The sequence below is a fragment of the Campylobacter mucosalis genome (assembly GCF_013372205.1).
Classification (GTDB): Bacteria; Campylobacterota; Campylobacteria; order Campylobacterales; family Campylobacteraceae; genus Campylobacter_A; species Campylobacter_A mucosalis.
Map to the genome: position 1 here is coordinate 324863 of NZ_CP053831.1, position 13556 is coordinate 338418.

At 38.4% G+C, this 13556-nt stretch carries 13 protein-coding genes; 12 read left to right on the forward strand and 1 reads right to left on the reverse strand.

Features of this window, described 5'->3' with window-relative positions; all coding sequences use genetic code 11:
• Positions 1–4 precede the first annotated feature (4 nt).
• The 6 genes from ftsH (at position 5) to CMCT_RS01680 (ending at position 6511) form a co-directional block, all read left to right on the forward strand.
• Positions 5–1912 carry an ATP-dependent zinc metalloprotease FtsH gene (ftsH, locus tag CMCT_RS01655; protein WP_171993635.1) on the forward strand — a complete coding sequence of 636 codons (1908 nt, stop codon included), beginning with the start codon at positions 5–7 and terminating at the stop codon, positions 1910–1912.
• Between the two features lies 1 nt (position 1913).
• Complete coding sequence (locus CMCT_RS01660; RefSeq protein WP_034969458.1) at positions 1914–2528, forward strand: phosphatidylserine decarboxylase; 615 nt, start codon at positions 1914–1916, stop codon at positions 2526–2528.
• Position 2529: 1 nt separating this feature from the next.
• Positions 2530–3249: a CDP-diacylglycerol--serine O-phosphatidyltransferase gene (gene pssA / locus CMCT_RS01665; RefSeq protein WP_034969459.1), complete on the forward strand. Its 720-nt coding sequence runs from the start codon at positions 2530–2532 to the stop codon at positions 3247–3249.
• A gap of 128 nt (positions 3250–3377) precedes the next feature.
• Complete coding sequence (locus tag CMCT_RS01670) at positions 3378–4883, forward strand: 2-isopropylmalate synthase (protein ID WP_034969461.1); 1506 nt, start codon at positions 3378–3380, stop codon at positions 4881–4883.
• A gap of 14 nt (positions 4884–4897) precedes the next feature.
• The gene (locus CMCT_RS01675) at positions 4898–5164 is read left to right on the forward strand and encodes an ACT domain-containing protein (protein WP_034969462.1); all 267 of its coding nucleotides are present in this window, start codon (positions 4898–4900) and stop codon (positions 5162–5164) included.
• A 9-nt stretch (positions 5165–5173) separates the two neighbouring features.
• Positions 5174–6511: a PFL family protein gene (locus CMCT_RS01680; protein ID WP_034969464.1), complete on the forward strand. Its 1338-nt coding sequence runs from the start codon at positions 5174–5176 to the stop codon at positions 6509–6511.
• A 30-nt stretch (positions 6512–6541) separates the two neighbouring features.
• Here the strand turns inward: CMCT_RS01680 and mnmG are convergent, their stop codons facing one another.
• Entirely contained in the window at positions 6542–8407 is a 1866-nt protein-coding gene (gene mnmG / locus CMCT_RS01685; protein ID WP_034969466.1) for a tRNA uridine-5-carboxymethylaminomethyl(34) synthesis enzyme MnmG, read from the reverse strand.
• 189 nt (positions 8408–8596) lie between these two features.
• Here mnmG and CMCT_RS01690 point away from each other — a divergent pair, with 189 nt between their 5' ends.
• From CMCT_RS01690 to selD, 6 genes are all read left to right on the forward strand, one after another.
• Positions 8597–9589, forward strand: a complete 993-nt coding sequence (locus CMCT_RS01690) for a DctP family TRAP transporter solute-binding subunit (RefSeq protein ID WP_034969467.1) — start codon at positions 8597–8599, stop codon at positions 9587–9589.
• 6 nt (positions 9590–9595) lie between these two features.
• Positions 9596–10138, forward strand: a complete 543-nt coding sequence (locus CMCT_RS01695; protein ID WP_034969469.1) for a TRAP transporter small permease — start codon at positions 9596–9598, stop codon at positions 10136–10138.
• A 9-nt stretch (positions 10139–10147) separates the two neighbouring features.
• Positions 10148–11431, forward strand: a complete 1284-nt coding sequence (locus tag CMCT_RS01700; RefSeq protein ID WP_034969471.1) for a TRAP transporter large permease — start codon at positions 10148–10150, stop codon at positions 11429–11431.
• Positions 11432–11615: 184 nt separating this feature from the next.
• Positions 11616–11801, forward strand: coding sequence for a hypothetical protein (locus CMCT_RS01705; RefSeq protein ID WP_034969472.1), 186 nt, complete (start codon positions 11616–11618; stop codon positions 11799–11801).
• A 130-nt stretch (positions 11802–11931) separates the two neighbouring features.
• Positions 11932–12525: a sulfurtransferase-like selenium metabolism protein YedF gene (gene yedF, locus CMCT_RS01710; RefSeq protein WP_169753192.1), complete on the forward strand. Its 594-nt coding sequence runs from the start codon at positions 11932–11934 to the stop codon at positions 12523–12525.
• Positions 12525–13547, forward strand: coding sequence for a selenide, water dikinase SelD (gene selD / locus CMCT_RS01715; RefSeq protein WP_176325126.1), 1023 nt, complete (start codon positions 12525–12527; stop codon positions 13545–13547). Before yedF ends, selD begins: the two co-directional genes overlap by 1 nt.
• The last annotated feature ends 9 nt before the right edge of the window (positions 13548–13556 follow it).

The window sequence follows — 13556 nt, forward strand, 5'->3', positions numbered from 1 at the left end:
GGTGATGAAAGATTTTCAAAATAATCAAAATAACAACAATAATAATGGTGGGTTTTTTAATAAAAATCCAATTCTTATATTTGCAATATTTGCCATTGTTATAGTGCTTGTATTTAGAAGCCTTACTGGCGATAGCATAGACGGCACTCTTGGTGCAAATAGCACGACAAAATCTGTTTCATACTCTGAACTAAAAGAGATGATAAAACAAAAGCAAATTTTAAAGATTGAAATTTCTGATGGTAGCATTAGAGCTCTTGGGGCTAATCAAAATATCTTTGTGACCAAACGTATACTTTCAGATCAAACCCTAATACCTTTGCTTGATGAGAGTGGCATAGAGTATAAGGCATACAGCGATACAAATTGGCTTGGTGAGCTTATATTCTCTTGGGTTTTACCAGTATTTATATTTTTTGCTATTTGGATGTTTTTTGCTAGTCGTATGCAAAAAAATATGGGTGGTGGAATTTTAGGCATAGGAAGTGCAAAAAAGCTTATCAACTCAGAGAAACCAAAGGTAAAATTTGATGATGTTGCAGGTGTTGAAGAGGCAAAAGACGAGGTTGTTGAGATAGTTGATTATCTTAAAAACCCAGATAAATATATAAGACTTGGTGCAAAGATACCAAAGGGAATTTTGCTTGTAGGGCCTCCAGGTACTGGTAAAACGCTTTTAGCTCGTGCGGTTGCGGGAGAGGCCGATGTGCCGTTTTTCTCAATGTCGGCTTCAAGCTTTATTGAGATGTTTGTTGGTGTTGGCGCTAGTCGCGTTCGTGATCTTTTTGAGAGTGCTAAAAAAGAGAGTCCGGCGATAGTATTCATAGATGAGATTGACGCGATAGGAAAGAGTAGAAACTCAGGCCCAATGGGTGGCAATGATGAACGCGAACAGACGCTAAATCAGCTACTTTCTGAAATGGATGGTTTTGACTCGGATAAATTACCTGTTATTGTTATAGCAGCTACAAATAGACCTGAAATTCTAGACGCGGCACTTTTACGTCCTGGACGTTTTGATCGTCAAGTTTTGGTTGATAAGCCTGACTTTAAGGGTAGGATAGATATCCTAAAAGTTCATATGAAAGATGTTAAAATTTCAAAAGATGTTGATTTAGACGAGATTGGTCGCTTAACAACTGGTTTGGCTGGGGCTGATTTGCAAAATATTATAAACGAAGCCGCACTTTTAGCTGGTAGAAAATCAAAGCCTGAAGTTGAGCAGGCTGACTTGGTTGAAGCGGTGGAGAGATCTATTGCTGGACTTGAGAAAAAATCTCGTCGTGTAAATCCAAAAGAGAAGCGAATAGTTACATACCACGAAAGCGGTCACGCACTCATAGCTGAAGTAACTAAAGGTGCTAAAAAAGTTAGTAAGGTTTCTGTTATCCCTAGGGGATTAGCGGCACTTGGATATACTTTAAATCGCCCTGAAGAGAATAAATTTATGATGCAAAAACACGAACTTATAGCTGAAGTTGATGTGCTTTTAGGTGGTCGTGCAGCAGAAGAGGTGTTTATAAAAGAAATTTCAACTGGTGCTAGTAATGATCTTGAGAGGGCAACGGATATATTTAAAGCCATGATAAGTATGTATGGTATGACAGACGTTGCTGGACTTATGGTGCTTGAAAAACAGCGAAACAACTTCCTTGGCGGACAGACTATAAAAGATTATAGCGATAAAACAGCACAAATGGTTGACGAGACCGTAAAACAAATGCTAGACGCTAGGTATCAAGAAGTTTTATCAACTCTTAGAACATATAGTGGTGCTATTGAAGATATGGTTAAGGCACTTTATGAAGAAGAAACTATCGAGGGTGCTAAAGTTCGTGAGATTATTAGAAAATTTGAAGAGGAAAATGGACTGCCAACTAGGCTAACTCCTGAGGAAGATAAAGAGAAGTAGTATGAACTATATCGCAAAATCGGGTCATAAATATATAATGTTTTTTGGTGTCCTTATGCTTTTGGCATTTGGCTTTGATATGTTTAAACTCTTTTTTGTGGCTGTTTTTATAGTATCTTTGCTGTTTTTTAGGGGTAAAATTTCAAAACCTCTCTTAAGCGATCCACTTGCTATTATCTCTCCGATAGATGGTAAAATTTTAGAGATTGGCTCCTCTGATTTTGACGGCAAAAAATGTACAAGAGTAGTGATACAAAAGTCTGTTTGTGGCGTTGGTGTGTTTTACTCGCCTTGTGAAGCAAAGATAACTGAGTTTCGCCAACGACACGGACTTTTTTTATGCTTAAAACTAAAACAAGCTTTATCACTTAATGAAAAGGCGATATATTATTTTTCAAAAGATGGGCGCAAGATAGCAATGAGAGTTATCGCTGGTCCTTTATCAAGGGAGCTTAGCTTAGAAAATCCGCAATCTGTAAATTTGGGCGATGAGCTTGGATTTTTAGGCAGCGGTCAAGTTATGCTATTTTTACCAAATGATGCTAAAATTTGCGTTGGAGTAGGTGAAAATTTACTCTCTCTTAGCACACTTGGTTATTTAAATAAAAAGAGATAAGATGAACAATCAAAAACCACAATTAATGTATATTTTACCAAATTTATTTACGGCAGCTAGTGCATTTTTGGGTGTTGTAAGCATTATTGCTAGTATTAGGGGCGAGTATGAGAAGGCGATTATTTGGATTATTTTATCGCTTATTCTTGATGGGCTTGACGGTCGTGTAGCTAGACTTACTAAAACGACTAGCAAATTTGGCGTGGAATTTGATAGTCTTGCTGATCTTGTCGCGTTTGGAGTGGCTCCTGCTATACTTTTTTACCTTACTATTGGTGAGCAGTTTGGTAGATTTGGTGTTTTAGCAAGTGCTATGTTTGTAGTTTTTGGAGCAATTCGCTTGGCTCGTTTTAACGTTACAACTGGAACTTATGAGCCAAACGTATTTATAGGACTTCCCATACCAACCGCTGCTATCATTAGTGCTTTGTATGTTGGAGTGTATGTAAACTACGATCTTAAGGGGTTTGAGTGGCTCTATATTTTTATGCAGTGTGTTTTAGCGGTGCTAATGGTAAGTAACATAAGATATCCAAGTTTTAAAAAGGTAAATTTGCAACAAGCTCACGTTATGAGAATTTTAGTTGGTCTGGTTATAGCCTTTTCTATGCTATATCTTTATCCATTAGAAAGTGCTGTAATAGTTATGAGCGTTTATGTGTTTTATGGTATAATCCGCACGTTTGTGATGTTTTTAAAGAACCAAAAAAAGGAGAGCTAGTGAGTGTCGGCGTGACAAAGTCATTGAAATTTTTACCAAAAATTGAAATAAAAAACTCTCTACTGCTACTTAGGTAGCAAAATTCTCTAGCATTAACCACAAAAACTAAAATCAAACAAAGGATAAAAATGAATAACAAGATAATAATATTTGATACAACTTTAAGAGATGGCGAACAAAGCCCTGGAGCGTCGATGAATACGGCTGAAAAGCTTCAAATAGCACTTCAGCTTGAAAGGCTTGGCGTTGATGTTATGGAGGCTGGTTTTGCCGCTGCTAGTCCTGGCGACTTTGACGCTGTAAATCAGATAGCAAAACAGGCTTCAAACATACGTGTTTGCTCTCTTGCTCGTGCAGTCCAGAGTGATATTAAGGCTGCTGGAGAGGCGCTTAGCCCGGCAAAATTTAAGCGTATTCATACATTTATAGCCACAAGCCCTATACATATGGAATATAAGCTTAAAATGTCGCCTAGCGAGGTTATAAAACGAGCCGTAGAGGCTGTAAGGTATGCTAAAACTTTTTGCGATGATGTTGAGTTTAGTTGCGAAGACGCTGGTAGAAGTGATATAAATTTTCTAAAAGAAATTTGCGACGCCGTTATAGGTGCTGGTGCTGGGACGATAAATTTGCCAGATACGGTTGGATATCGTTTACCAACAGAGCTTAGCGATATGATAAGCCAAATGGTTAAATTTATAGATAATAGAGCAGTTGTATCCGTGCATAACCACAACGACTTAGGGCTTGCTACAGCAAATTCTCTTGCTTGTGTACTAGCTGGTGCTAGGCAGGTAGAGTGCACTATAAACGGTATAGGAGAGCGTGCCGGAAATGCCGCACTTGAAGAGATTGTAATGGCTATAAAGACGCGTAAAGATGTATTTAGCGAGCTTTACACTGATATTATCGCAAAGGAAATTTACCCAACTTCTAGGCTGATAGCTAGTATAACGGGTATAGAGCCACAGCCAAATAAAGCAATAGTTGGCAAAAACGCATTTGCACACGAAAGCGGAATTCATCAAGATGGCGTGTTAAAACATAAAGAGACCTACGAGATTATCAGTGCAGAGAGTATCGGTCTTGAGAAAAACTCGCTAGTTCTTGGCAAACATAGTGGTCGTCACGCATTTAAGGATAAGCTAATCTCTTTAGGATTTGATCTTGATTCTGAGGCTTTAAATACGGCGTTTGAGAAATTTAAAGAGCTTGCTGATAAGAAAAAAGAGGTTTTTGATGATGATATTAGGGCATTAGTTTCAGAAGAGATTACTAAAATTCCACAATCTTATGAGATAGTTGGATTGCTTCAAAGTAGTGGTGGCAATCTTGCTAGTGCTTCTATAAGTATTAGACACAATGGCGAGATTATAAGCGATTCAGCACTTGGCAACGGCACGGCAGACGCGATATTTAAGGTTATTGATCGTATTAGTGGCATAAGTGGAGCATTAAAAGATTATAAAGTCAGTGCTGTTTCTCAAGGTAAAGACGCACTTGCCAAGGTTGATGTGAAAGTTGAATTTGAGGGCGGTGGTGCAGTGATGGGTCACGGACTTGACATAGATACGATGATGGCAAGTGCAAAGGCATATATTGGTGCATTAAATAGCTATATGCGTAAAATTTAAATTTAGGAGAATTTATGAAAGCTATCGTAACTGTTGTAGGAAAGGATAGAGTGGGCATAGTCGCTGGAGTGGCGTCAAAACTAGCAGAACTTGGATTAAATATAGATGATATATCTCAAACCGTGTTAGATGAGTTTTTTACTATGATGGCGGTAGTTTCATCAGATGAGAGCAAGGACTTTACGCAGCTTAGAAGTGAACTTGAGGAGTTTGGCAAGACGTTAAAAGTAAAGATAAATATCCAAAGCTCAGCGATTTTTGACGCTATGCATAACATATAAGGCAAGGCTATGGATATACAAAAAGTAACTGAAACTATTGCTATGATAGAGGAGCAAAATTTTGATGTCCGCACGATAACTATGGGTATATCTTTGCTTGACTGCATAGATCCTGATATACAAAAAGCAGCTGATAAAATTTATAACAAAATCATAGACAAAGCAAGAGATTTAGTCGCTGTGGGTAATGAAATTTCAGCAGAACTTGGCATACCAATAGTAAATAAACGTGTTTGTGTTACGCCCATATCTATTATAGGTGCAGCCACGGATGCTAGTGATTATGTGATACTTGCAAAGGCACTTGATAGGGCGGCAAAAAAAATTGGCATAGATTTTATAGGCGGGTTTTCGGCTCTTGTGCAAAAAGGCTATCAAAAGGGCGATGAAATTTTAATAAACTCTATCCCAGAGGCTCTCGCTCAGACTGATTTTGTGTGTGCTTCAGTAAATGTCGGCTCAACCAAAACAGGCATAAATATGACCGCAGTCCGTGATATGGGAAGGGTTATAAAACAAACTGCAGAGCTTTCAAATTTGGGTGCGGCAAAGCTTGTTGTATTTGCAAATGCGGTTGAAGATAACCCCTTTATGGCAGGAGCTTTTCACGGAGTAGGCGAAGCAGAAGTGGTGATAAATGTCGGTGTTTCAGGGCCTGGAGTTGTAAAACGTGCACTTGAGAAAGTGCGTGGTGAAAGCTTTGATGTCGTTGCAGAAGTTGTAAAAAAGACAGCCTTTAAAATAACTCGCATAGGTCAGCTAGTAGGTCAAATGGCTAGTGAGCGACTGGGCGTGAAATTTGGTATAGTTGATCTATCACTTGCGCCAACTCCTGCTGTTGGCGACTCTGTGGCTCGTGTTCTTGAGGAGATGGGACTTGAGGTTGTGGGCACTCACGGAACAACTGCTGCACTTGCTTTGCTAAATGATGCTGTTAAAAAGGGTGGTGTGATGGCGTGCAATCAGGTTGGCGGATTGAGCGGGGCATTTATACCAGTTTCAGAGGATGAGGGTATGATAGAGGCAGTTAAAAATGGCTCATTAAACCTTGAAAAACTCGAGGCAATGACTGCTATTTGTTCTGTTGGCCTTGATATGATAGCCATACCAGAAGATACGCCAAGCGAAACGATAGCAGCGATGATAGCGGACGAAGCGGCAATAGGCGTTATAAATCAAAAGACAACTGCCGTGCGTATCATACCAAAAGGAAAACAAGGCGATATGATAGAATTTGGTGGACTTTTGGGTAGAGCTCCAGTAATGAGTGTAAATATGGCTTCATCGGCTAAATTTATCGCTCGTGGCGGACAAATTCCGGCGCCGATACATAGCTTTAAAAACTAGATTCATAGGTTTTGGATATCCCAAAACCTACTACATTTTTTTATTAAACATCTTTATGTAAATTTGCAGTATATCAATCGCAGCTGGTGTTATACCAGAAATTTCACTTGCGGCAAATAGCGTTGGCGGTGCAAATTTCTCAAGCTTTTCAACCACTTCGTTGCTAAGTCCACTAATGCCTCTAAAGTTAAAACCCTGCGGAATTTTAATGCTTAGCATATCTTTCATCTTATCTATTTGATTTTTTTGCTCGTTTATGTAGTGTTTGTATTTACACTCGGTTAAAATTTGTTCCAAACTTATATCGTCAAGATTTGTGAAAAACTCATCAAGTTTTTTAAGCTTATCTTTGGTAAAACTTTTTCTGGCAACTATCTTTTGCAGTGTTACTTTTTCGCTTATGATGTCCTCATCAAGATTAGATAAAAATGCCAAATTTTCCTTTGACGGCGTTATCTCTTTTGTGTTTAAAAGTTCAAGCCCGGCTTTTAAATTTGTAGCTACATTTTGTATTCTTAAAAATGTATTTTCATCAAGCAAACCAAGCTCATAGCCATATACGCCAAGCCTTAAAATAGCGTTATCTTCACGCAAAAGTAGACGATATTCAGCACGTGAAGTAAACATACGATATGGCTCTTTTGTGCCTTTTGTGACAAGATCATCTATAAGCACACCTATATATGCCTCATCTCGGCGAAGTATGAGTGGCTCTTTGCCTTTGATAGATAGTGTGGCGTTTATACCTGCCATAAGCCCTTGTGCTGCCGCCTCTTCGTATCCTGTTGTGCCATTTATCTGACCAGCTAGATAAAGTCCTTTGATCTTTTTGGTTTCTAGGCTATGTTTTAGCTCAGTTGGATCGACATAGTCATACTCTATGGCATATCCGTGTCTTACTATACGGGCGTTTTCAAAACCCTTAACAGAGCGTATCATCTGCACTTGCACATCATAAGGCAAACTCGTTGAAAAGCCGTTTATATAATACTCTGTAGCTTCTTTTGTTTGTGGCTCTATAAAAAGATGATGACGATCTCTATCGCCAAAGCGATTTATCTTATCCTCAATGCTTGGACAATATCTTGGACCAACGCCTTCAATCTGTCCCGTAAATAGCGGTGCTTTATCAAAATTTGAGCGTATTGTTTCGTGTGTTATTTCGTTTGTGTAAGCGATATAGCAAGGCAGTTGCTCTGGATTAAAATTTTGCGTTCTAAAACTAAAAGGCGTAGGCTCGTTATCGCCATCTTGCTTTTCAAGTATGCTAAAATCAATACTCTTAGCGTCAATTCTCGGGCAAGTTCCAGTCTTTAATCTACCTATATTTAGACCCAAATTTTTAAGACTACTGCTTAAATTAGTAGAGCTTAACTCTCCAACTCGACCAGCTTGTATTTTGTTAAAACCCACGTGAATAAGCCCGTTTAAAAACGTCCCAGTTGTTATTATTAGCTTTTTTGTGTTGTATGTATTGCCAAGGTTTGTCTTAACTCCTGAAATTTCGCCATTTTGAGTTAAAATTTCAGTCGCCATCTCTTGAGTTATGTCCAAATTTGGCGTGTTTAAAAGCACGTTTCTCATATAAACGCGGTATCTATCCATATCGATTTGAGCACGTGAGCCACGTACTGCTGGACCTTTGCTCTCATTTAGGATACGAAACTGAATCCCAGTAGCGTCAGTCGTAAGTCCCATTTGACCGCCAAGAGCGTCTATCTCTTTAACCAAATGTCCCTTTGCTAGACCACCTATTGCAGGATTACAAGAAGCAGCACCAATCTGCTCAGCCAGTATGGTTATGAGCATAGTTTTTTGTCCCATTTTAGCAGCAGCCAAACACGCTTCTATTCCAGCGTGTCCGCCACCAACGACGATTACATCATAGTTATTCATAAAATTTGCCTTATTTTTAAAATATGGATTTTATCAAAATAGCAATAAATTTTTGCTTCGTAAATTTTAATGCATATTGTTACTATATTACACACTTTATAAAATAAATATGTTTCAAAAAGTAATAAAATATACTTAAACGCAAAAAATTCTCATACAATTATCTTGAAATCACCAAAAGGAGAAGATATGAAAATCGTAAGTGTTACTTTATTAAGTTGTGCTTTGGCACTTTCAAGCTTTGCGGCTGAGAAAATTTATACTATCAAATTTGCTCACGTTGTTGCAGCAACTACCCCAAAGGGCAAGGCTGCGGATTTTTTTGCTAAGCGTGTAAATGAGCTAAGTGGCGGAAAGATAAAAGTTGAGGTCTATCCAGCAGCTCAGCTTGTAGATGATGACCGAGTTTTTATGTCGCTAAAACAAAACAACGTCCAAATGGCAGCTCCTAGTTTTTCAAAATTTACGCCGATAGTTCCGCAGTTTCAGCTATTTGACTTGCCATTTATCTTTAGAAATACAGCTCATCTTTATGCTGTTCAAGAAGGAGAAGTTGGAAAACAACTTAAAGAGATGATAGCTAAAAAGGGTTTTGTGGCACTTGATTTTTGGGACGCTGGATTTAAGCACTTTAGCTCAAGTAAAAAGACTATCGTTAAACCAGAAGATGCAAAGGGTCAGAAATTTAGGATAATGAGCTCAAAAGTCCTTGAAGAGCAGACTAAAGCAGTTGGAGGAAATCCTCAAGTTCTGCCATTTTCAGAGGTTTATCCAGCACTTCAGCAAAAGGTCGTAGACGCTACTGAAAACCCGCTTTCAAATTTCTACAACAGCAAATTTTATGAGGCACAAACATCTTTGACGCTCTCATCTCACGGCTATCTTGGGTATTTAGTTGTTATGAGTGATAAATTTTGGAAGACGCTTCCTGATGATTTAAAAACTCACGTAACTAACGCTTTAAAAGAGGCTACCGAATTTGAAAGAGCTGAAAGTGCAAAAGAGGACGCACATATCATCGAGGCACTTAAGAAGTACTCAGCTGATACAAACAAGCTTGAGATAGTTGAGCTTTCGCCTGAGCAAAAGGCTGTTTGGGCGGACGCTATGAAGCCTATATATCCTCATTTTTATAAAACTATCGGTCAGGATTTGATAGAAAAGACTATAAATACAAAGTAGGCTAAAATGCAAAGATTTTTTGAAATTTTAGATATAGGTATTGCAAGTGTCAATAAGACAATTGCAGTTATAGGCATAGCAGCAGGAACGCTGCTAGCCTTTGTAAATGTTGTGATGAGATATTGCTTTGATACTGGTTGGGCGTGGGCTGGAGAGCTTACAAACTACCTGTTTATATGGTCGGCATTTTTTGCGGCGGCTTATGGTTTTAGAAAGGGCATACATATCTCGGTTACTATACTTATAGAGCGTTTTCCTGCACCAATAGCAAAGGCGTATTTGGTCTTTTCTAGTGTGATTACAACTCTATTTTTAATGTTTATAGTTATCTATAGTTTGCAATATTTGCAAATTTTAAAAGAACTTGAGTTTATGAGTGTTGATCTTGGTGTGCCTCAGTGGATACCAATGTCTGTGCTTCCAATAGCGTTTTTAGGTGCTAGTTATAGAGCTGGCGAGAAGGTTTATCAGATAGCGACAACTCCAGCAGATGAGGTTATACTCAACGCTGAGGCTGAGATGATACGTGACTCTATAAATAAAAAATAGGTGACTGATATGACTATTGCGTTTTTATTTATTAGTCTTTTTGGGCTTATGCTAATAGGTGTTCCAGTAGCCGTAGCACTGGGCTCTAGCACGGTTTTGACTATGCTGCTTTTTACAGATATTGACGTTTCAACTATACCACAACTCATATTTGACGGCATAAACAAATTTGCTTTAATGGCGATACCTATGTTTATTTTAGCTGGAAATTTACTAAGCAAGGGTGGCTCTGCTAGGCGTATTATAGACTTTGCAAAGTCGATGGTAGGACATTTGCCTGGTGGTTTGCCTATGAGTGCGATATTTGCTTGTGTGATTTTTGCAGCAGTTTCTGGTAGCTCTCCAGCAACTGTTGTGGCCATAGGCTCTATAATGTTTGTGGCTATAAAAGAGGCTGGATACCCCTCTGCTTACGCAGTTGGTGGCATTGCAACGGCAGGAAGTCTTGGAATTTTAATACCTCCGTCTGTTGTTATGATAGTTTATGGAGTGACGGCTGAGGTTAGCATAGCAAAGCTGTTTATGGCAGGGGTTGTGCCAGGGCTTATGCTTGGAGCTATGATGGTAGCTCAGACATATTTTGGTGCAAAAAGGCTTGGGTTTAAGGCAACCAAGCCAGAGCCTTGGAGTGATAGGATAAAGAAATTTTCAAAGGCATTTTGGGCTTTATTAATAGTTGTTGTTGTCATAGGCGGGATTTATGGTGGAATTTTCACTCCAACAGAGGCAGCAGCAGCAAGTGCGGTTTATGCACTTATTATCTCGCTTTTTGTTTATAGGGATATTAAGATAAAGGATTTATGGGGCATTTGCCTTGAGTCCGCACTTACGACTGCTATGATATTTTTTATCATTGCAAATGCCGTTGTGTTTGCTTATTTATTAACTAGTGAGCAGATACCTAAGAGTATCTCTGATAGTATAATGGCTGCAAATATTGGCAAAATCGGCTTTTTGATAATCGTAAATATCTTGCTTTTTATAATGGGTCAATTTATGGAGCCATCATCGGTTGTTATGATTATGGTGCCTTTACTTTTACCTATTGCGTTAGAGCTTGGTATAGATCCGGTGCATTTTGGAATTTTACTTATCGTAAATATGGAGATAGGTATGATAACACCGCCTGTTGGACTAAATTTATTCGTTGCAAGCGGACTTACTGGTATGAGCCTAAAAGATGTCGTGGTCGCTTGTTTACCTTGGACTTTGACACTATTTATCGGACTTATGCTAGTAACTTACATACCTGAGATTTCACTATGGCTACCTAACTTAATGTATGGCGGATGATTTTAGACGACCAAATCGGTCGTCTTTTTGTCTGCTAAAATATGTGCAGTTTTACCACATTTAATGTGTAAAAAATTCATATTAAAATTTAGTGTAAAATACCATAAAATCGAGCTTTTTAAGCAAAAAAATATAAAATTTTTTGTATCATAAAAACATCAAATTTTATATCAAGGAGATAATAATGTTTATCAAGTTAAATGACCGTGTTTATCTAAACACAGACCGCATTACAAGAGTTAAGATAGATAATGTCCAAGACGGCATTCGCATTCGTTTTTACGAGGGTGTGGCTCAAGTTGCTAAAAGTGGTAGATTTGAGAGCTTTGAAGCGGCTCAAAAATGGCTTGAGCAAAATTTCGTAAAGTAAAACTTCAGGGCATTTTTATGCCCAAACCACTCTCTCTTACAATTATTTAAAAATTTAGATGATATAATTTTACAAGCTTCAAGGTCGTGGCTGAAATTTCAGCTTTGAAGAGCAAAATTTAAGGAAAAATATGCAAAGGTTAGATTGTAGAAATTTAGAGTGTCCAGAGCCTGTTATCAGGACAAAAAATGCCCTTAATGAGCTAAAAGACGCCCAAAAGCTTGAAATTTTAGTAAATTCGCAAGCCCCGCGCGAAAATATCTCGCGATTTTTAAACTCACAAAATCAAAATTTCAGTATCAAGGATCTGCCTAATGGCGAAACGCTTTTTGAGGTTAGCAAAAGCGGTGTTTTAGCCGAGGTAAATACAGATGATTTTGTGTGTAACACTCTTAGTAAAAAGGTTATTTTTTTAAACGAAGATAGAACTGGCAGTGGCGAGGTTGGAGTTGGACTTTTGGCGAAATTTTTAGGTGCATTTTTACAGGTTGAAAATAAGCCTTATGCCGTTTTGCTCGTAAATAACGCAGTTAGATTAAGCACAGATAGGGCACAACCAGCTTTTAAGGCACTTAAGGATTTAGAGGCACTTGGTGTTAAAATTTTAAGTTGCGGCAGTTGTCTTGAGGCTTATAAATTAGTCGATAAACTGGGCGTTGGCGAGATAACAAACGCCTTTGAAATAGCAGATATTTTAAGCAAATATGATGAGATAAAACTTTGATATACAACGACAGAAATTTAACAAAATTTGTTCGTGCAGCGGGTTGAGCGGCCAAACTTGACCCGTTGGGTCTAAACAAAACGTTAAGCCGTCTTGATATGAAGCACGAAAATTTACTATCGTCCATAAATAGCAACGAGGACGCCAGTGTCTTTAAGCTAAACGATGAATTAGCACTCGTTCAAACGCTAGATTTTATAACGCCAGTTGTAAATGACCCATACCATTTTGGAGCTATAGCAGCAGCAAATTCCCTAAGTGACGTGTTTGCTATGGGTGGTGAAGTGATAAATGCCTTAAATATCGTAGGTTTTGATAGTTGCAACTTTGATACCGAAATTTTAGGCGAAATAATGGCAGGTGGGGCTGATAAGGTTCGCGAATGTGGTGGCGTAGTTGTCGGCGGACATAGCATTGCAACTAGCGAGATGTATTATGGGCTTAGCGTTACTGGACGTGTAAATCCAGCTAAATTTTGGTCAAATAACACAGCTAAAGTTGGAGACGTGCTAATCCTTACAAAACCGCTTGGTATGGGCGTTTTAAGCACTGCCATTAAGGGTGAATTTTTATCTTTAGAGCAGATAAAAGAGGCTATTTTTTATATGTCGCAACTAAATTTTTATGCCGTTAATGCGATGAGAGAAATTTGCGTAAATGCCTGCACGGACGTTACTGGATTTGGATTTTTGGGCCATTTAAGCGAAATGTCAAATGATAACGTGAGTTTTGAAATTTATAGCCAAAATATACCGATTTTACAAAGTGCAAAAGATATGGCAAATCTTGGGCTTTTACCAGAAGGAAGCTATAAAAATCGTGATTTTGCGAGTAAATTTGTATCAGGTGAGGCTGACATTTTACTTTATGACGCACAGACTTCAGGCGGACTTATCTTAGCCGTTAGTCAAAAAGAGGCACAAAAGGCGCTAAATAGACTAAAAGATGTCGGATATGAAATGGCAAATATTGTTGGCGTGTGTAGTGAGCGAGTAAAATTTAATGCCATACAAATCAAATAAAATGGCAAA